General features: G+C 39.2%; 14 protein-coding genes. 11 read left to right on the top strand and 3 right to left on the bottom strand.

Annotated elements, in window-relative coordinates:
* Positions 1 to 275: 275 nt before the first annotated feature.
* From BR73_RS0123305 to thpR, 5 genes are all read left to right on the top strand, one after another.
* On the top strand, positions 276 to 764 hold the full coding sequence (locus BR73_RS0123305; RefSeq protein ID WP_033168221.1) for a dihydrofolate reductase: 489 nt from the start codon (positions 276 to 278) through the stop codon (positions 762 to 764).
* A gap of 138 nt (positions 765 to 902) precedes the next feature.
* On the top strand, positions 903 to 1,802 hold the full coding sequence (locus BR73_RS0123300) for a DegV family protein (protein WP_242860749.1): 900 nt from the start codon (positions 903 to 905) through the stop codon (positions 1,800 to 1,802).
* Between the two features lie 144 nt (positions 1,803 to 1,946).
* Positions 1,947 to 3,017 carry a branched-chain amino acid aminotransferase gene (locus BR73_RS0123295; protein WP_033168220.1) on the top strand — a complete coding sequence of 357 codons (1,071 nt, stop codon included), beginning with the start codon at positions 1,947 to 1,949 and terminating at the stop codon, positions 3,015 to 3,017.
* Positions 3,018 to 3,426: 409 nt separating this feature from the next.
* The gene (locus tag BR73_RS0123290; protein WP_051685524.1) at positions 3,427 to 4,116 is read left to right on the top strand and encodes an MgtC/SapB family protein; all 690 of its coding nucleotides are present in this window, start codon (positions 3,427 to 3,429) and stop codon (positions 4,114 to 4,116) included.
* A 153-nt stretch (positions 4,117 to 4,269) separates the two neighbouring features.
* Positions 4,270 to 4,830, top strand: a complete 561-nt coding sequence (thpR, locus tag BR73_RS0123285; protein ID WP_051685523.1) for an RNA 2',3'-cyclic phosphodiesterase — start codon at positions 4,270 to 4,272, stop codon at positions 4,828 to 4,830.
* 169 nt (positions 4,831 to 4,999) lie between these two features.
* Here thpR and BR73_RS0123280 read toward each other — a convergent pair whose 3' ends face one another.
* Positions 5,000 to 5,554 carry a DUF3877 family protein gene (locus BR73_RS0123280; RefSeq protein WP_033168219.1) on the bottom strand — a complete coding sequence of 185 codons (555 nt, stop codon included), beginning with the start codon at positions 5,552 to 5,554 and terminating at the stop codon, positions 5,000 to 5,002.
* Between the two features lie 304 nt (positions 5,555 to 5,858).
* Here BR73_RS0123280 and BR73_RS0123275 point away from each other — a divergent pair, with 304 nt between their 5' ends.
* The 4 genes from BR73_RS0123275 to BR73_RS0123260 all read left to right on the top strand — a co-directional run bounded on the left by BR73_RS0123275 (position 5,859) and on the right by BR73_RS0123260 (position 10,187).
* Entirely contained in the window at positions 5,859 to 7,088 is a 1,230-nt protein-coding gene (locus tag BR73_RS0123275) for a peptidoglycan-binding domain-containing protein (protein WP_033168891.1), read from the top strand.
* A gap of 537 nt (positions 7,089 to 7,625) precedes the next feature.
* The gene (locus BR73_RS0123270; protein ID WP_033168218.1) at positions 7,626 to 8,609 is read left to right on the top strand and encodes an ATP-binding cassette domain-containing protein; all 984 of its coding nucleotides are present in this window, start codon (positions 7,626 to 7,628) and stop codon (positions 8,607 to 8,609) included.
* Positions 8,606 to 9,403, top strand: coding sequence for a hypothetical protein (locus BR73_RS0123265; protein ID WP_033168217.1), 798 nt, complete (start codon positions 8,606 to 8,608; stop codon positions 9,401 to 9,403). Before BR73_RS0123270 ends, BR73_RS0123265 begins: the two co-directional genes overlap by 4 nt.
* A gap of 4 nt (positions 9,404 to 9,407) precedes the next feature.
* The gene (locus tag BR73_RS0123260) at positions 9,408 to 10,187 is read left to right on the top strand and encodes an ABC-2 family transporter protein (protein WP_033168216.1); all 780 of its coding nucleotides are present in this window, start codon (positions 9,408 to 9,410) and stop codon (positions 10,185 to 10,187) included.
* 447 nt (positions 10,188 to 10,634) lie between these two features.
* Here the strand turns inward: BR73_RS0123260 and BR73_RS0123255 are convergent, their stop codons facing one another.
* Positions 10,635 to 10,997, bottom strand: a complete 363-nt coding sequence (locus BR73_RS0123255) for a hypothetical protein (RefSeq protein WP_051685522.1) — start codon at positions 10,995 to 10,997, stop codon at positions 10,635 to 10,637.
* Between the two features lie 1,740 nt (positions 10,998 to 12,737).
* On the opposite strand from BR73_RS0123255, the gene BR73_RS0123250 reads away from it, so the two are divergent.
* Complete coding sequence (locus BR73_RS0123250) at positions 12,738 to 13,886, top strand: carbamoyl phosphate synthase small subunit (protein ID WP_033168215.1); 1,149 nt, start codon at positions 12,738 to 12,740, stop codon at positions 13,884 to 13,886.
* Positions 13,874 to 17,074: a carbamoyl-phosphate synthase large subunit gene (gene carB / locus BR73_RS0123245; protein ID WP_033168214.1), complete on the top strand. Its 3,201-nt coding sequence runs from the start codon at positions 13,874 to 13,876 to the stop codon at positions 17,072 to 17,074. Before BR73_RS0123250 ends, carB begins: the two co-directional genes overlap by 13 nt.
* A 1,079-nt stretch (positions 17,075 to 18,153) precedes the next feature.
* On the opposite strand, the gene BR73_RS0123240 is transcribed toward carB, so the two are convergent.
* Positions 18,154 to 19,869 carry a S8 family peptidase gene (locus tag BR73_RS0123240; protein ID WP_033168213.1) on the bottom strand — a complete coding sequence of 572 codons (1,716 nt, stop codon included), beginning with the start codon at positions 19,867 to 19,869 and terminating at the stop codon, positions 18,154 to 18,156.
* Between the last annotated feature and the right edge of the window lie 303 nt (positions 19,870 to 20,172).

Here is a 20,172-nt window from a genome sequence, read left to right as displayed (position 1 = left end):
AAAGAATATAAGAAGTAGCATCCTCCTCCTTATAGGATAATGTATTATATATTTTGTTTCTTTTCAAATGTTCTGTTATAATTAGTATAAAGCTATCCCTGTAGCTTTTTGCTATTGGGATAGATGGGTTTGAGTAATTGAGAGACTTAATTTACCCCCGATTTATGGCAGTGCCGCATCTGCCGGCAGAGGTGGTATACAAGGAGAGCTAGTGTGAAATAAAAGACTTTCACACATTTTATCTAACATAAGAGTTTAGAAAGGTAGAATATTATATGAATTTAATTGTTGCAGTAGACAAGAACTGGGCTATTGGTTATCAGAATCAGCTCTTGATCAGTATTCCGGAAGATATGAGGTTTTTCAGGGATGAAACCTCCGGAAAGGCTGTTATCATGGGCAGGAATACCTTGGAGACTTTTCCCGCAGGTAAGCCTTTAAAGAACAGGCTTAATGTTGTCATCACGTCTAAGGATATTGAAATCAAAGATGCTGTAGTTGTACACAGTATTGAAGAAGCCCTGGAAGCAGTAAAAGACTATAAATCAGAAGATGTATATGTTATTGGGGGAGGAACTATTTACAAGCAGATGCTTCATCTATGTGATGTTGCCCATGTAACAAAGATAGATTACGCTTATCATGGGGATACTTATTTTCCGAATCTGGATGAAATGCCGGAATGGCAGGTTGAAGCTGAGTCAGAGGAACGAACTTATTATGATATTGAATATGCTTTTTATAAATATGTAAAGAAACAGTAGCATCATAAACCCTCATCCCTCAGGTATCTGCCTGTGAAAGCATTCGGCATAGCCATTGCAAAGCCTTAATAGTATGCTATAATTATATGTAGTGGTATTAAAAACCACATATAATATCCGGAAAGAAGTATGATAGTTATGATTAAATTAATTATTGACAGTACCTGTGATCTGCCTGAGACATATATTGCAGAAAATGACATTAAAGTTTTGCCCCTTAAAATACTACTGGAAGACAAAGAGTATCTGGATGGCGAGACGATTGATGTGGACGGAGTTTATGCAGCAATGAAGAAGGGTATAGTACCTATGACTTCTCAGCCTGCACCGGACACCATATACAATACCTTCCGTCAGTACGCGAAAAAGGGCTTTGACTTTATCTACCTTGCATTTTCTGCAGCTATGTCCGGAACCTGCCAATTGGCAGCGTCCATACTTTCAGAAGTGCAAGAGGAATACCCCCAGACACATATGGAGGTGGTGGATTCCAAAGGCGGCTCCATCGCTACAGGGTTAATCCTTATGGAAACCTGTGAATATATCAAAACCAGCACCTGTAAATTCGAAGAGGCTCTGGCGTATATGAAGGAACTGATAAAGCATGTGGAGCACATCTTTACCATAGCAGATTTAAACTGGCTTATAAAAGGTGGTAGGATAAGCAAAGCCCAGGGTATATTGGGAAGTATTCTGGATCTTCATCCCATACTTGATGTAGAGGATGGGCGGATGGAGGTTGTGGAAAAAATCAGAGGCAAAAAGAAAACCTATACGGAAGTTGTAAATATGCTAGCGGAACGAGCAGGCGATCTTAAGGATAAGGTTATTGGAATCAGTCATGCAGATGACGAAGAAGCAGCACTGGAACTTAAGAAGATGATACAGGAAAGACTCGGGGGTACTCAGTTCATTATCCAGAAAATTGGCGGAGTACTGGGCAGTCATTTGGGACTTGGAGGCGTAGGGATATTCTTTTTTAACAAAAATACAGCAGAAATCAGCAAGCTGGCACTTTGTAACTACGAAGACAGATAAAATGGAAATAATGCACCATACAGCAAGCCGGTATTCATTTATATGGGATTAAATAGAAAGAAATAAAAAAAAGACTTGAAAAACCTAAGCTGAAAGGCTAATATAAAACCTATACAAAAAATGAGAAGGAAAGAGGAACGTATCATGTTAAATATCAGAATAGAAAAAACCACAACTCCCAAAGAACTGCCAGGTAATGATAATCCGCTAAAATTCGGTACCATATTTACGGATCATATGTTTGTGATGGATTACGAAACTGGCAAAGGCTGGCATGATGCGAGAATTGAACCTTATCAACCAATTAGTCTTGAACCCTCTGCCATGGTATTTCATTATGGACAGGAGATGTTTGAAGGGTTAAAGGCATATAAAACAGAGGATGGAAGAATCCTTCTGTTCCGTCCGGAGAAGAACATCGAAAGAGCGAACAATACAAATGTAAGAATCTGTATACCGGAGATTCCGGAAGAAGACTTTCTGCAGGCAATCAAAGAGGTGGTTAAACTTGATGAGAGCTGGATTCCTACAAAGCCCGGAACTTCCCTGTATATCAGACCATTTATAATAGCTACTGACCCATTTTTAGGAGTAAGACCTTCCGATACGTACAAATTCCTTATAATACTGTCACCGGTAGGAGCATATTATCCGGAAGGCTTAAATCCAGTAAAGATATGGATAGAAGATGAATATGTTAGAGCAGTAAAGGGTGGAATCGGAGAAGCCAAAACCGGAGCCAATTATGTAGCTTCCTTAAGATCTCAGGTAAAGGCCCATGAAGAAGGTTATTCACAGGTACTCTGGCTGGATGGCGTAGAGAGAAAATATATTGAAGAAGTAGGAGCCATGAATATCTTCTTTAAAATTGGCGGAAAGATTGTAACCCCTGCATTAAATGGCAGCATACTTCCCGGCGTAACCAGAGCATCTGTAATTCAGCTCTGTAAAGAGTGGGGGCTTACCGTAGAAGAAAGAAAGATTGATATCAATGAGATCAAAGAGGCTTATGATAACGGTACACTGGAGGAAGTATTTGGCAGTGGCACAGCCGCAGTAATCTCACCTGTAGGACAGTTAAGATGGGAAGATAAGATCATGCAGGTAAAAGACGGCGGCATCGGGGAGTACAGTCAGAAAATCTATGATACCATTACCGGAATACAGCTTGGTAAATTAGAAGATACCTTTAACTGGACAGTCCAGGTTAAATAATATACGAGAACAGCTGCAAACGGCTGCCCAGAAAGCTAATGCTATACCGGCTTCCTTTGGGCAGCTATTTCATATAATACCGCAGCAAAATTTAATTGTGATATCAGAAAAGCGGAATACTATTTGAAAAGCGGTATCCTGCCAGGGAATGACTAAAACACGATGCACTATGGATGACTACACCATATTGCAGTATTCTGTGTTGGAAATTCCGGTAGGTAGTACTGTTATACATCCCAAGGATTTGCTAATAAAGCGGAAGGTTCCATATGGAGCAAGCAGTATAAAACAAATCCAGGGAAGAGTGATAGAAAATTTATTATGAAAGGTTGCCACATTATGGATCTTTCACTCTTATTAAATTGTGGCGGTATCACTGGTATGCCAGAGATATACAAGAGGTGTAAATATGAAAGAAATTCTTGCTTCACTACAGGAAATAAATACACTTTCCATTATAGCCAGGCTGACGCTGGCAATTCTCTTTGGCGGTTTAATCGGATATGAGAGAGGCAGAAAGCGAAGACCTGCCGGACTTAGAACGCATATATTGGTCTGCATCGGTGCAGCCCTTGTAATGATCACAAGTCAGTATATGATGGAAATACGGAATTACACAACAGATCCCACCAGGCTTGGTGCACAGGTAATCAGCGGAATAGGTTTTCTGGGTGCGGGAACTATATTAATAACGGGAAAACAACAGGTCAAGGGACTGACCACAGCAGCAGGGCTTTGGGCATCTGCCTGTATGGGGCTGGCAATCGGTATCGGTTTCTATGAAGGTGCAATTATTGCATGTGTGTTTATCTATATATGCAACACTGTTTTACATCGCTTTGATGTTTATACCATGTCCAGAACCAAGCTGGTTGAGGTCTATGTGCAGGTTACCACTGTAAATGCCATAAGCCGTGTATTTGAAGTAATTCGAACCAACAATATGTCAATCTCTGATGTAGAAATCAGCAAAACAAGAAATTCAGAGGACACAGTAGGGCTGTTTATCACTATAAAGCAGCAGGAAAAGCATGACCACGAAAAAATTCTGTTGTTACTCAGCGGACTGGAAGATGTTTTAACAGTAGATGAGATATAGTCTATGACCGTTGCATTTGGGATTTACGGAAGTCGGTTTATTTATGCCCATGAAGTTGGACTGAATAGACGAACAGGTTAAAAAGCAAATGAGTTTTAAACTACAAAATCTGGAATATCATCTGGAAGCTCTGATATTCAGGAAAGGAGTAATATGGATAAATTCTATCGACTTTTTGCAGCAATCGATTTTTCGGAGAATCAAAAGGAAAGTCTATATGAGTATGGCAGATTTATAAAGAAGAATTCAGCGAAAGGTAACTTTACTCGTAAAGAAAATTTCCATTTGACCTTAGCCTTTATTGGTGAAACAAGGAAACGTGAACTGGTAGAAGAGGCCCTGGAGGAGGGAGTAAGGTTAAGCAGGGTGGAACCTTTCGTAGTGGAGACCGAAGGGCTTGGAAGGTTTAAGACAGGAACAGGGGACATTTTATGGGTTGGTATTAAGGAATCCCAGGAATTAATAAACCTCTATGAGAAAATTACCTGGTGTCTTAAAAAACGGGAATTTCCGGTGGAAGAACAGAAATTTAAGGCTCATTTAACACTTGGCAGAGGAATCCGCTTAAACAAAGATATCAGTATAGAAGAGCTGGCTCAAAAAGCACCGAAGCTGATTGTTCCGGTAGATACCATCCATCTTATGAACTCCCATAGAGTGGAGGGCATACTTACCTATACCAGCCTCTTTGAAACCAGCCTCAATAAGCTCTAGTACTACCTTGCTCAAAATTAAATCAATTCAGCACCTTCAATTTACACTGCTACGTTATCCCAGGCAGGTGTAGCAACTTGCTTATGGGGCCCCTACCCCCTAATTCCCCTACCATGCCTCAGGGCAAATATCAGGTGCTCACAGGAAGCGGAATTAGCACAAAACAGTATTAGGAAAATAGCTTCCGGTAGCTGAATTCCAGCAAACGGTGGTAATGGCTGTGACCCTGACCGATATGAAAACAATAGAAAAAAGGATCGAAGTCCTTATCGGAAAAAGAAAAAACGTATTCAAATTCAGGGTTATCTACTTCTTTACAGGAATAAGGCTGTCCGGAAGCTTCAAACACTTTCTGGACCTGTTCCAAATCAAATTTGCGGGTGTTCACCAGATCGATCAGACTCTTTAAGAAATCCGTAGAGGAGGTATCTTTGCTTATATGCGCTACTCCTTCACCGGAAGCGATAAAACGAAAGCGGGAGCCTTCCCTTCGGATTGTCATCGGAATCAGCTGCATATTAGAAAAATCCGTAAAATTCTTCAAGTTCTCTAACATGCCTTCAGCATTGGCATAATCTGTACCTAACAGATAATTTAACAGGTCGAGTTCATAATATATACCAAAACTTTCACCTTTTACAATTCCTAGTTTTAAGATTCCTTCGTATATGGTTGATTTAATATTTTTCAATAGATTCTCATATCCGTTTATATTAGCTGTCATATGCACCTCTTATTTATATAATCCAGAATTCTTAGGTTATTCTATAATATTACCCGTTATATGTCAAATCTAATACCACTGGCAGAAACCTCAGCGATAAAGCTTTTTAGCAATTAATTAGAAAACATAAAAAGTATAACAGGAAGGTCAGTAGTATCAATTGAAAAGAATCATCGGCATAAAAATTATTTATATCAATCATTATCGTGCTTATGGAAGCATATATTGAAGTAATCCTATAGAAAAATAAGTGTGGACAATGAGTTATTATGATTATAAACAGCAAAGGATATATCCCGCACAGATGGGAACGGAGAGCTTTGGAAAGTTTCAGGCAAATGTAACAACAGAGCAGGGATTTCGGCCGGTACCCAATGCCAGGGTAAGAATAACCTATACCGGAGATCCGGAATCTACTGTTGAGGAACTAACGACGGATGGGTTGGGGAGAACACCCGTAATAGACCTTCAAGCGCCGCCCATAGATTATAGTCTGGACCCGGCACAAGAAGCCCAGCCTTACTCTTTATATAATGTTAATGTAACCGCTGAAGGGTTTGACAGCATTGATGTGGATGGTGCGGAAATATTGCCGGATGTTACGGCAATTCAGCCTATTACGGTAAGAGCGGTGCAGGGAGCTCAGCGCTATGTCATACCACCCCATACCCTTTTTGGTGATTATCCTCCTAAGATTGCGGAAGCCGAGATAAAGCCCACCAGCGAAAGCGGAGAAATCGTACTGCCGGGGGTAGTGGTACCGGAATTTGTCATCGTTCATGACGGACCGCCCTCAGATACCAGTGCCTCCAATTATTATGAGCGATACAGTGATTATATTAAAAATGTAGCCTCCAGTGAAATATATGCAACCTGGCCGGCTTCTACTATTACCGCAAATATTCTTGCAATTATGTCCTTTACTCTTAACAGAGTATATACAGAATGGTATCGTAACAGGGGGTATACCTTTACCATAACCTCCTCCACAGCCTTTGACCATAAATGGATGAGGGGCAGAAATATATATGATACCATATCACAGGCAGTGGATCAGGTATTTAATAATTACCTGTCACGTCCTAATGTAAAGCAGCCGATTCTAACCCAGTATTGCGACGGCAGAAACGTGACTTGTCCGGGATGGATGACACAGTGGGGTTCAAAAGCCTTAGGCGATCAGGGAATGACAGCCATACAGATATTACGTAATTTCTATGGTTCCAGCATCTATATAAACTCTGCGAACCAGGTATCCGGTGTACCTTCTTCCTGGCCGGGGGCCAATCTTTCAATCGGCTCAAGAGGAGACAGTGTTCGTCAGATGCAGGAGCAGCTAAATGCCATATCACAGGTCTACACAGTAGTACCCACGGTAGCCGTAGACGGAGTTTTCGGCCCACAGACAGAAGCCGCTGTCAGAGCATTTCAGCAGACCTTTGGACTTCCTGCAAACGGAATAGTAGATCTGCCAACCTGGTACAGAATATCGGGTATTTATGTGGCAGTAACAAGAATAGCAGAATTAAATTAGTTTATCAAAAGCCTGACATTACCTGCCTGGAAAAAGTAGAAAGGATAACCTCCGGTGTTTATCCAATACTTTCCGGTAGATATTGTCCGGCTTACTTAAGTTATATTAATAAAGTTACTCAAATCAAGGATTTAGTTCATTAGAAATATAAATTATCTCAAATTATTGTAATATTGCACAAAAAATATTTGACAAGTCGAGATGAATATGATAATTTTAATAACGCGCTAATTTTAAGAGGCTGGAATTTGTATGAGATTTAATAATAATTTGTAATAAAAATAATAATTTGTAATAAAAATAATAATTCGAAATAAAACAATTCGTAACAAAAATAACAATTACCCATACATACCTATAGATACCGAAGAAATAACTCCATTATAAAATTTTCAACCTGAAACAGGAAATAGCACACCTTTCCATGAGGCCTTTAACGTGTTAAACTTTTTGTATCCACTGTTATATACTAACATCAAGTTAATATTGATAAGAAGTGTAATATATCGTATTTTTATACAAAGGAGACAAACTTAGATGATTGAAATAAACAACATAAGCAAGACATATCGTACAAATGTGAAAGAACCCGGATTAAAGGGAGCATTCAAAAATCTGTTTCACTCGGAATGGGTTGAGAAAGCAGCAGTTGATAACGTCTCCTTTCACGTTGCAGAAGGACAAGCCCTGGCATGTATCGGAGAAAACGGTGCCGGTAAATCAACACTTATTAAGATGATGATTGGCATACTGACGCCTACAGCCGGTGAGCTCAAAGTATATGGAAAGGACCCAAGACGCAGCGGCCAGGAGTATCTTAGAAACATAGGGGTAGTATTTGGCCAGAAATCAAATCTATGGATTGATATACCTGTAATTGAGAGCTATAATGCCATTCAGACTTTATACAAACTGGATAAGAAGGAGTTTCGGAAGAACTTTGAGATGGTAGTGGAGCTGCTGGATTTAGCACCGATTCTGTCATCACCGGCAAGGAAGCTGTCACTTGGTCAGCGAATGAAATCAGATATTGGAATGGTATTTTTACATAATCCCAAGATACTTTATCTGGATGAACCAACCATAGGATTGGATATTAATGTGAAGCACACAATACGTACCTTCCTGCGGCAGATGAATAAAGAAAAAGGAATCAGTATCTTTCTCACAAGCCATGATTTGGATGATATTGATGAAATCTGTGAGGATGCAATCGTGCTTTCCAAAGGAAAAGTATTCTACGACGGCACATTAGACAATCTAAAGCACAGCTATGTAAAAGAAAAGATGGTAAAGGTAGCCGGCAATCAAAAAAGTGAGATAAAGCTGCTATTACCGCAAGCCAGAGTCGAAGCAGAAGGCAGAACAACGAAAATCATGTATCACACGGAACAATATACTTCAGAACAGGTACTAAGTGCAATATCCAAAGCTTTTGAGATCGAGGATATTACCATACAAGAGCCGGATATAGACGAAGTGGTTTCCCGGATTTTTTCTAAGGAGGCTAATGTAGGGTGAAAGCATTCTTAAAACTGACAGGAATGTCAATGCAGAGTCATTTATATTATAAAACCAGCTTTATTATGAATCTATTTACACCGGTAGTTTTGCTGGCCGGTCAATACCTGCTGTGGCAGGCCTTATATGGTCAGCAGGCAGGTACGGCGATAGGCGGAATAAAAAAAGAAGAGATGTTTGCATATATCTTAATAGCATTCTCCCTGAATAACCTGCTTAGCTGGTCCTCAGAGAATACTCTGGCAAGGGAAATCAGGAGTGGAACCGTAGTTGCCCGTTGTATCCGTCCGGTTTCTTTTTTGTCTCAATATGTATCTGAAATGACGGGGGTACTTTTACTGCAAAGTGCTGTAAATCTGATAATTGTAGTTTCAGGTTTCCTTATCTTTGGCAAATATATGATAATACCAACACCGAATACAGTATTGCTTTTTATACCCTGCTTTATATTATCCATACTGCTTCGTATACTGCTGGTGGATGTGTTCAGCCTTTTATGCTTTTTCAGTACAGGATATTTAGGTATTACCTGGACAAGAATCGCACTCTTTGAGTTCTTTTCAGGAGCCGTACTTCCCCTTGCCATGTTCCCGGAATGGCTTAGAAATATCAGTTATATGACGCCGTTTCCCTATATGGTGCAGATGCCCACAGCATTATTGCTGGGACAGGAACTTCCGGTAAGCCTATCCATCATGTTCCTGCTTCAAATTCTATGGATAATGGTATTTGTTCTTCTGCACAATATAATATATGGACTTGTACGAAAGAACTTAAATGTAGCAGGAGGATGAGAAGATGCTAAGAATATTTTTAAAGCTCAAAGAGCAGTATATCAAAACGGAAATGGAATATACCTTTAATTTCTGGATGATGCTGATCTCAGGAATACTGACACGTATATTAATCATGGCAATCCCCTTTGTAATCTATAAAAATATCCCAAGTATCGCAGGGTGGCAGGAACATGAAATCTATCTGATCATGTCATTTCTATTTATTGCAGAAGGGCTTAACAGCATACTCTTTGAAGGAATCTGGCAAATGCCGGGAATGGTATTTAACGGACAATTCGATTCAATATTAACCCGCCCCGTATCACCGCTCTATCAAGTACTGTCCTATGGAATGGGCTTACAGGGAATAGGAGTGTTCCTATTTGGTGTTGTAAGCCTGAATATTTCCCTTAATGCATTGGGAAAATACGACCTCCTTACAATACTGTTATGCTTCTTCCTGATAGTCTGCGGTACGGTCATCCTGATGTCAGTCTACCTCCTTAGCAACAGTCTGATATTCTGGTATGACTCAGGTGGAAGAACCAGTATACCTTTTACCATAAGCAGCATAGGGCAATATGCAAGATACCCCATAAATATATACCCAAAAGGAGTGCAGGTAATCCTGTTATTTATTATCCCTTATGGTTTTATAGGACTGATACCAGCCTACATAGTACGGGGAGAACATGTTATAAGCTATACTTTGCTTTTGATTGGTATGTGTATAGTATTCTTTTTGGCAGCCCGATTTGTATTCTATCGGGGAATTAGAAAATACGAAAGTATGGGAATGTAGGGGGGAACTTAAGACTTAAAAGGACAGGTTTTCACAAGGGGACGGCGATTTGCACAAAGGAGTAAGCTCCATGCTTCGACTCCAATGTATAAGAAGTCCTAATTCTCTGAAGCTTCTGTGCTTGACATATCCGCAAACAGATAACTCGCTGCGCTCAAACAATCTGTTTGTGGATATAGCACAGAAGCTTCAGAGAAAAGGACTTCTAATACATTTCCGTAGGCGCATGGGGCTTTCTCCTTTGTACAAATCGCCTGCTAACTGATTGAAACTGGGGGGGTTAAACTGTTAATTAAGTGTTTATTTTTTTGTTTTGAACAAGTACAAAAAGTAATTTTTAGTGCTCCTACCTAGATATGCTTATAGCTCAATGTTTATAATAGGGTTTTTAAGACCTTTAATTCGTCTTTGTCAAAGTATGCAAAGCAGAATACCTTTGCATAATGCCTATCCTCTGACGTTCTCTGTAAGATATTTAACTGCAATTCCAATATCAGCGACACGTTTTACTTGAACGCTTTGTCTATTTAAGGCTCTATCATTATAGCTTATTGATTTGCTTGTCTTAATAAGTATGTCTTTGTATTCAGATGGTAAAAGATTATTATTTATACTTTTAAGTATAGCTACAAAACCAGCAACAACAGGTGATGTTGAAGATATGGAAAGGTATGGAGGATTCCCGTTAGCGAATCCATTATAGTCGTAATGAAAAATATTTATATCTGGTTCTCTGGCTTCATTTGTATTAGCAAATAAACCATCAGGTAGTATATTGTTTGGGTTATCGTAATGTATAAAAGTTGTCACGATTCCTTTATCGATAGCTCTATTTACGGCTTTATCAAATCTTGCCCGATTAATATTAGTTATTTTCTGATGCGATAAAGTAAGAATATCAATATTGTTTTCTATAGACCAGTTTATTACATTGATTAAGGCGTCAACCCATTTATTTTCTGTATTATGAATATATATAATCTTTCATTTGTAGTTGACAACAATTGTGAAGTTATGACCATTTCATATGCAATGATTTTTTGAATCATGTTATTCTAATTCAGATTAAAATGCGAAGCTATAACCCCAAAATTTTCCTAAATGTCTCTGTCATTTTCCATTACCATCACTTTCAAATCAAGCCTCTGAGCGTCCATTCTAGACCATCACAGCTAATCTTTAATTTTGCCTGATTTAGTTTCCTATTAGTTATCCTGTATTCAGACGCTTACATAAAGTAATAGTTATAAATCAATTTCAGATTTGCTACCAAATACGAATTACTTGTAATATAAATGATACATCAAATTGGAAAATTTTTCTTCTTAAAGTTTAGTATCAAATTAAACATTTGAGTTAATAGGTTATATGGGTATTACTGGCTCAAGATATCATCACAGAAGCCTAAGCTATCAGAATATGATTTATTGGACTCTAACATTTAATGTATTGCAGTACACTTAGACATTCCCTATTATGAAAATAATGATATTTACTACATATTGAGATAATATTTGGAAGTAAATTGTCTGATTGCATGATTAAAAAAGATTTATCAATTTATCTCATAAGTATTTCAAATAAACGTAATAGCTGATTCATTAGGTGGAGTTTCAAACGCTTACAATATAAATTCTCAATATAGTACGCTTAATAGGCATGGTCAGAAATTGTATCTTTTTCTATCCGGACGGTCTACATTACCCAGACGCAGTTGGAATGGATTTCATATCTATCTTTCTCGTAGAGCTATTTAAGATAAATAAAAAAGCAAATCCCAAACTACAATAACTAGTTGAACTAATTATTTTATTATAATACACATCTTGTTTAAACTCCATAAACAGTTATTAGCCTCACAGATTCCCTATGGATTGTGCATAAAAAATAAATATGAAAAAATAATAACCAAAAATGCATGTCCAAAAAGAAGATATAAAAATAGTAAATCAGCTCTGTGAAAAAGCGCAGATGATTGGCGGGACTGTTTATGAGTTTTGCATTGAGAGGTTCCTTATGACACTTAAGTTCCGGTAACTGTGAATAGGTCAGATAGTGCCACTGTCTGAGCTCAACAAAGGAGCACTACCACAGCCTGTCAGCGAGTTTGGCACTATTTGACCTGCCATGAACAGTTACCGGAACTTTAGTAGAATAAGGGTTCTCGAACAGCAAAACGAATAAACAGTCCCGCTAATCATCGTCCGCCCCCACAACCCAAATCCTACTCTAAAATCTTTTCAAATCTTAAAAACTATCCCCTTGATTATTTTTAAACTTTAATGTATAATTATATAAAATAATGAATAAAAATAAATAACAGCTCCTTATAAATCTCCTTCAAAAAACTAATAAAAAAAATTCTTGTTTTTCTAAAAGGGATGTGATAGAATACTAACAATTTGGGTATCAGTGAGCTTAATGGGGAGAGTAGTAGGTAAAAATAATGTATTCTACTCTTTTTTTTCGGGCAAAATCAGGTATAAAGGCAACAACGGCAGCCCAAGGGAACTGTTAAGTGTACGACATTGAAAGGAACAGGTGGAAGTTATGAAAGCTTTCTTAATACTGGAGGACGGCAATATATTTGCAGGAACAAGTATTGGCTCGACAAGGGATGTAATCAGTGAAATTGTATTTAATACATCTATGACTGGTTATTTGGAAATTCTCACAGATCCCTCCTATGCAGGACAGGCAGTCGTTATGACCTACCCGCTGATAGGAAATTACGGAATCTGTTATGAGGATATGGAATCGAAAAAGCCCTGGGCAGATGGCTATATTGTAAGGGAAATCGCCAGGAGACCCAGTAACTTCCGCAGTGAGGATACAATCGAATATTTCTTAAAAAAGAATGATATACCGGGAATAGCAGGAATAGATACCAGAGCCCTGACAAAGATCCTAAGGGAAAAGGGAACGATGAACGGTATGATTACTTGCAGAGAAGATGTGAAGGTAGAAGAAGTAATCAAGGAATTAAAAGCCCATAAAGTAACTGGTGTCGTAAATAAAGTAACCTGTGCCGAAAAGACCAGCTATAAGGCAGACGAGTTCAGGCCTGGGGAAGCTGATCTGGCAAGAAGCGGATTAAAGGTTAATCCCTACAAGACAGGGCATTTTAAAGTGGCTTTACTGGATTACGGTTCTAAGGATAATATAAAGGACTGCCTCTTAAAAAGAGGATGTGACGTAACCATCTATCCGGCACTGACAACAGCAGAGGAAATCTTAGCAGATAAGCCTGACGGCATCATGCTCTCCAACGGACCGGGAGACCCCAAGGAATGTGTGGAAATTATTGAAGAAATCAAAAAGATGTATAACAGTGAGGTTCCAATCTTTGCAATCTGTCTTGGACATCAGCTGATGGCTCTGGCCTGCGGCGGAGATACCAAGAAAATGAAATACGGACACAGAGGTGCCAATCACCCGGTGAAGGATCTTAAGACCGGAAGAGTGTATATCTCTTCTCAGAATCACGGATATGTGGTAGAAGACGGTACCTTAAAAACAGAGGTGGCCGAGAAGTATTTTGTAAATGCCAACGACGGAACCATAGAAGGTTATCACTATCTTGGCAAGAACATATTTACCGTACAGTTTCATCCCGAGGCCTGTGCAGGTCCTCAGGATTCCGAATTCCTTTTTGACGAGTTTATTAACATGATGGAGGTGCAGGTATGCCAAAAATAATGGATATTAAGAAAGTTCTGGTTATCGGTTCCGGTCCTATTGTCATCGGTCAGGCGGCTGAGTTTGACTATGCCGGTACACAGGCCTGCCGTTCCTTAAAAGAAGAAGGCATTGAAGTAGTACTGGTGAATTCCAACCCTGCGACCATTATGACAGATAAGGATATTGCAGATAAAGTATATATTGAACCGCTGACACCGGATATGGTAAAGAAGATTCTCTTGTTAGAGCAGCCAGACAGTGTGCTACCTACCTTAGGAGGTCAGGCAGCGTTAAATATTGCCATGGAATTAGAAGAGTCCGGTTTCTTAAAAGACAATGGCATCCACCTTATCGGAACCACTTCTGAGACTATCAAAAAAGCAGAAGATCGTCTGGAATTTAAAACTACCATGGAAAAGATCGGTGAACCCTGCGCTCCCAGTACCGTTGTAACAGATGTAGAGGCTGCTTTAGCTTTTGCTGAAACCATTGGTTACCCGGTAGTTGTAAGACCCGCTTACACCCTTGGCGGCAGCGGCGGCGGTATCGCAGCAGACCCGGAAGCATTAAAAGAAATCTGTTCTAATGGTTTAAGATTAAGCCGTGTTGGACAGTGCCTGATCGAAAGAAGTATTGCCGGCTGGAAAGAAATAGAATACGAAGTAATGAGAGATAAGCAAGGTAACTGCATTACCGTCTGCAACATGGAGAATCTCGATCCTGTAGGTGTTCATACCGGAGACAGTATTGTAGTAGCTCCTTCCCAGACCTTATCCGATAAAGAATATCAGATGTTAAGAACCTCTGCTCTTAATATTATCACAGAACTGAAAATCACAGGAGGCTGTAACGTTCAATATGCCCTCCATCCCGATACCTTTGAGTATTGTGTAATCGAAGTAAATCCCAGGGTAAGCCGTTCTTCCGCATTAGCCTCCAAGGCTACGGGATACCCTATTGCCAAGGTAGCTGCTAAAATCGCCTTAGGCTATAATCTGGATGAAATCCCTAATGCTATCACCGGTAAGACTTTTGCAAGCTTTGAACCCGCACTTGATTATGTGGTCGTAAAGATTCCCAAATGGCCTTTTGACAAATTCATAATGGCAAAGAGAACCCTTACTACCCAGATGAAAGCTACTGGAGAGGTTATGAGTATCTGCACTAATTTTGAAGGTGCACTGATGAAAGCCTTACGATCCCTGGAACTGAATATCTACAGCTTAAATTACGGCAATTACGGGCAGTATTCCAAAGAAGAGATCATAGAATACTTACACCGCATTGATGACCGTCGTCTGTTTGTAGTAGCAGAGGCTATCAGAAGAGGAATCTCTTATGATGAAATCTTTGCAATTACCAGAATTGACAGATGGTTCTTAGATAAAATAGCTATCCTGGTTGAAATGGAAGAGGAACTTAAGACCAAACCCCTGACTCCTGAGCTATTAACGGAAGCCAAGAGACTGGAATATCCTGACCGTGTAATTGCAGACCTAACAGGAAAAAGCCTGGAGGAAATTAAGAAACTTCGTAAGGAAGAATATAAGATACTCCCTGCCTATAAAATGGTTGATACCTGCGCTGCGGAATTTGAAGCCAGTACTCCTTACTATTATTCCTGCTATGCCAGCACAAACGAAGTAGAAGAAACCAGAGACAGAAAGAAAGTAATGGTATTAGGTTCCGGCCCTATTCGAATCGGACAGGGAATCGAATTCGATTACTGCTCCGTACACAGTGTATGGGCATTGTCCAAAGCCGGTTATGAGACCATTATTGTAAATAACAACCCGGAGACTGTAAGTACAGACTTTGATATTGCCGACAAGCTTTACTTCGAACCCCTTACACCGGAAGATGTGGAAAGCATTGTTGACTTAGAGAAACCTGACGGTGCAGTTGTTCAGTTTGGCGGACAGACAGCAATCAAATTAACAGAAGCCCTCCTTAAAATGGGAGTACCAATCCTCGGAACCAGTGCAGAAGACGTTGATGCGGCAGAAGACAGGGAATTATTTGATGCCATCCTGGAAGAATGCTCCATACCAAGACCTGCCGGAAAGACAGTATTCACCACAGAAGAAGCAATCAAAGTAGCCAATGAATTAGGATATCCGGTATTAGTAAGACCTTCCTATGTACTGGGCGGACAGGGAATGCAGATAGCAATATGTGATGAGGATATCAGAGAATTTATGGATATCATCAACCTGAATGTACAGGAGCATCCTATTCTGGTGGATAAGTACCTTATGGGAAAAGAAGTGGAAGTTGATGCGGTATGCGACGGAGAAGAAATCCTGATACCAGGAATTATGGAGCATGTAGAACGTGCAGGAATCCATTCCGGAGACAGTATCTCCGTATATCCGGCCCAGAATGTAACCGAAAAGATACAAGAGGTAATTGTAGAATATACCAGAAGACTTGCAAAGTCACTTCATGTAATCGGACTTATAAATATACAGTTCATTGTATATAAGGAAGAGGTATATGTAATAGAAGTAAATCCCCGTTCCAGCCGTACCGTACCTTACATCAGCAAGGTAACAGGAATACCAATTGTAGAACTGGCATCCCAGGTTATCTTAGGAAATAAATTAAAGGATCTGGGCTTTGGAACAGGTCTTGCACCCAATGCCGGATATATTGCGATAAAGATGCCGGTCTTCTCCTTTGAAAAACTGTACGGTGCAGATATCAGCTTAGGACCGGAGATGAAATCCACCGGTGAGTGCCTTGGTATAGCCAAGACCTTTAACGAAGCACTGTATAAGGCATTTCTTGGAGCCGGAATCAATCTGCCAAAGCATAAGAAAATGATAATGACAGTAAAAGACGCAGATAAGCCGGAAGCTGTCATAGTAGCCGGAAGATTCAAGAAGCTTGGATATGAAATCTATGCCACCAGAAGTACAGCCAAATACTTAAATGACAATGGAGTTAAAGCAATCCCGGTTAATAAACTGGATAAGGAAGCACCCACTATCATTGACCTGATAATGGGACACGAAATTGATCTGGTTATCGATACACCAACCCAGGGCAGAGATAAATCAAGAGACGGTTTCTTAATCCGCAGAACCTCCATTGAAAATGGCGTAACCTGCCTCACTTCATTAGACACAGCAGGAGCTCTAGTAACCAGCCTTGAAAATGCAGATCTGGATAATATAACACTGATAGACATCGCAAAGCTGTAGGTAGCCTATTAGTTGAAATTAATCAATATACAAGAATATACAAACTAATATTCAATAATCTTATAAATAAACCAATAAAAGAACCAATATTCAATAACCTTATATATAAACCAATAAAAGAACCAATATTCAATAACCCTATATATAACCATAAAGGAACCAATATATAATATAATCTGATATTATGATATGGGGGTCAAAAAGTGATTATAAAATGGGATTGAGTGAAATGTAAAAAGTGTATCCTAAAGCCAGTAAGAAGTATTCAATACTATTTACATGTAAATATTCAAGAGATGAATTTATGGATTTTACCTTTTGACCCGAAGTATCACAACATTAGAAATAAAATTGCAATAAAAAACTGATATTCAAATTCATATTACTATAAAAATATACTACTGGACTTGTATCTACGTAATAGATACAAGTCCATATCTAATCTAGGAAATTTGAATAAATAGTTAAAAAGTTACGAATTAAAACGATATAAATCAATATAAATCAATATAAATAAATATAAATCAAAATACAATAAAAAAGAGTTCCATGACAAACTTTGCTAATAATGAAAGATATTATGCTGCTTTCATTATTAAAAAGAAGTGAGCATGGAACTCTTCTTAAGTTAGTTCCAGCATATGAATTACTTTAAGAATCAAATCCACATGTGTATTCCACACTACTATAAATAAAACTGTCTATTGTACTATAAATATCATTAACTACTTTCTTTTGGTAAAAATAATACCACACAAGTGAGATCGAGAGGCGGCGCTTACATAGAAGAACAGGAAAATTACACAAAACAGAAGAACGAATGCGCCTATGGAAAGGCATTAGAAGGCCTTTTCTCTGAAGATTTTGTGCTATATTCTAAAACAGATTGTTTGAGCAAAGCGAGTTATCTGTTTTAGAATATGCCAAGCACAAAATCTTCAGAGAATTAGGCCTTCTTATGCCTTGGAATCGAAGCATGAGTTTTCTGTTTTGTGTAATTTTCCGTCCCCTTGTGAAACCCCAATCCTTTGCCAACAAACCCTATCTAGAAATTTTCATCCAAAATCAATTATTCGTCACTAAACACTACCAGGTACAGTTTCTCCACGTAAACTGTTAAAGGAGTTATAAATATCAAGAATTCCATAACCCCAATCCCTGTTTGGATAAGTCAGATTAGGATCCCTTTTTGCGCCTCTAAGCATAAGATTCTTAATTTCCACGCTGTCAAGCTGTGTATAATAACCCTCTGTTATACCCCACTGAAGAGCCATAGCTGCCACACCTGTAGTGTGAGCGGCAGCAACACTGGTACCGGATTTGGTGGTATATTGATTTCCGGGGGCAGGGCCAATAAGATTAACCCCCGGTGCGGCAAGATCCGGATTGATGCCGTTGGTTCTAGTGAAACCCCTGCTGGCATTTAAGTAAAGGCTGTTATTGGTATAGTTGTAGGCTGTTACTATAATAGGAATAATCGTATTGCCAGGTGAAGTCAAAGTAGTATAGGGATTTGGTTCAACAAAAGCGGTTTCCACTGGAAGAAATTGTGAGATGGGAAGCCAGATATGAAAATTGGACTGCAAATCACTGCTGGAATAAACACGAAATCGCCAGATCCCTTCTGTTGGTTCTGAAAAACGCATAAGAATCAACTGGTCACCGGTTTGGGATTCCACCAGCTGATAATCAATAAAAATAACAGTTTTCTCAAAAATAAACCGTATAACTCTGGTCTCACCGATGCGCGCAGGGATTCGTGGTATATATTCGCCGGTAGGGGATAAAATATCAACAGAGAAGGTACTTGGAGCATCTCCCCATAGCTCCATTGAAAAACCGGCAACATTACTGGCGACTCGAAGATCAACCGTAATAAAATCCGTTGTATTCTGAACATTACCATGAAAATGATGCCCGGTATTTCCTTCATTTCCGCCGGCTATGGTTATTGCAACTCCGCTGTAATCTGCCAGCAGTGACAGATAACTGCTTAAGATACCTCTTTCATCATGGGCACCCTGGGAAGTGCCGAAGCCGATACATATAGAGATAGGAAGCCCAAGGTTTCTGGCTATTGCCATAAGGTAATTAACACCGAAGATAATATCAGTCTCTGAATAACAGATTGGGCCATCGGGAATACGAAAAAATTGCCGCAGATATGTTTTAGCCTGTTTAAGCTTAACAACAATAATCCCGGATTCCGGTACGACCCCGGAAAAATTCTGTGCATCATTGGGATTACCGGCAGCAATTCCAGCTAAGAAAGTTCCATGCCCGTCCTCGTCCACACTTGGAACAACAGTCAGTGGATTGGGATCTGACAAGGCTTGGTTAATCTGCTCTCTTGTGTATTCACTGCCAAATAGAAATCCCTGGGGAGGAGAACCTGTCTGGATGGTCTGATCCCAGATGGATACAATTCTTGTAGTACCATCTGCGTTTCGAAATGCTTCATGGGTATAATCAATGCCGGTATCAATAATTCCTATAAGAATGCCGTTACCTCTTAAATTAAAAGCCGGAATATTACGTGTTCTTGTAATACCGGAGGCTTCCAGGCTTCCTGTGTCCATAAGTCCGAAACAACTCGGAAATACACTGTAACCATAGGATTGAATTATGTTTTCTGGAACATTAGCTATGGGTACAAATACAGCGGTGTGACTGTTTGTAAGGGGGGTCTGGCAGGTGTTTTCTATAGCGGAAAACCGACTTAGCGGAGAACCATTTTCCACAATGAAGTCAGCGTAGTCATCACTAATGATATATTGCCTGCAATCCTGGTCCATGGTCTCAACTCCGGAAATAGTTTTACTAACTAAATATATGAATAAATAAGATTAATATTCGTGGAATATTTAATGGGAAACAGTAAGGGAATAAAGGATATTTCAGGGGATACTATAAAGAAGCATCTATCCATTCTAGTTAAAACGATTAAAATTCTTATAATTAGAAAAAAGGTGACAATATATGCAAAAACTTACAAAATTTATCGAAAATATATATGGTATTTGCATTTTTGGTTGTGATTTAGCGGTTGTGGAACGGGCAAAAGCATGATATAATGTGTACAATTGTACAAGAAATGA

The organism is Clostridium sp. KNHs205 (assembly GCF_000702945.1).
Taxonomy (GTDB): Bacteria; Bacillota; Clostridia; order Lachnospirales; family Lachnospiraceae; genus Anaerocolumna.
Note: the sequence above shows the minus strand (reverse complement) of the source record. Positions and strands in the feature narration are given on the sequence as shown.

Bases quoted from the DNA above. Each gene is read 5' to 3' on its own strand.
- BR73_RS0123240 (WP_033168213.1), bottom strand. From the start codon at position 19,869: ATGGACCAGGATTGCAGGCAATATATCATTAGTGATGACTACGCTGAC.
- BR73_RS0123290 (WP_051685524.1), top strand. From the start codon at position 3,427: ATGAAAGAAATTCTTGCTTCACTACAGGAAATAAATACACTTTCCATT.
- BR73_RS0123260 (WP_033168216.1), top strand. From the start codon at position 9,408: ATGCTAAGAATATTTTTAAAGCTCAAAGAGCAGTATATCAAAACGGAA.
- thpR (WP_051685523.1), top strand. From the start codon at position 4,270: ATGGATAAATTCTATCGACTTTTTGCAGCAATCGATTTTTCGGAGAAT.
- BR73_RS0123250 (WP_033168215.1), top strand. From the start codon at position 12,738: ATGAAAGCTTTCTTAATACTGGAGGACGGCAATATATTTGCAGGAACA.
- BR73_RS0123275 (WP_033168891.1), top strand. From the start codon at position 5,859: ATGGGAACGGAGAGCTTTGGAAAGTTTCAGGCAAATGTAACAACAGAG.
- carB (WP_033168214.1), top strand. From the start codon at position 13,874: ATGCCAAAAATAATGGATATTAAGAAAGTTCTGGTTATCGGTTCCGGT.
- BR73_RS0123300 (WP_242860749.1), top strand. From the start codon at position 903: ATGATTAAATTAATTATTGACAGTACCTGTGATCTGCCTGAGACATAT.
- BR73_RS0123305 (WP_033168221.1), top strand. From the start codon at position 276: ATGAATTTAATTGTTGCAGTAGACAAGAACTGGGCTATTGGTTATCAG.
- BR73_RS0123270 (WP_033168218.1), top strand. From the start codon at position 7,626: ATGATTGAAATAAACAACATAAGCAAGACATATCGTACAAATGTGAAA.
- BR73_RS0123295 (WP_033168220.1), top strand. From the start codon at position 1,947: ATGTTAAATATCAGAATAGAAAAAACCACAACTCCCAAAGAACTGCCA.
- BR73_RS0123280 (WP_033168219.1), bottom strand. From the start codon at position 5,554: ATGACAGCTAATATAAACGGATATGAGAATCTATTGAAAAATATTAAA.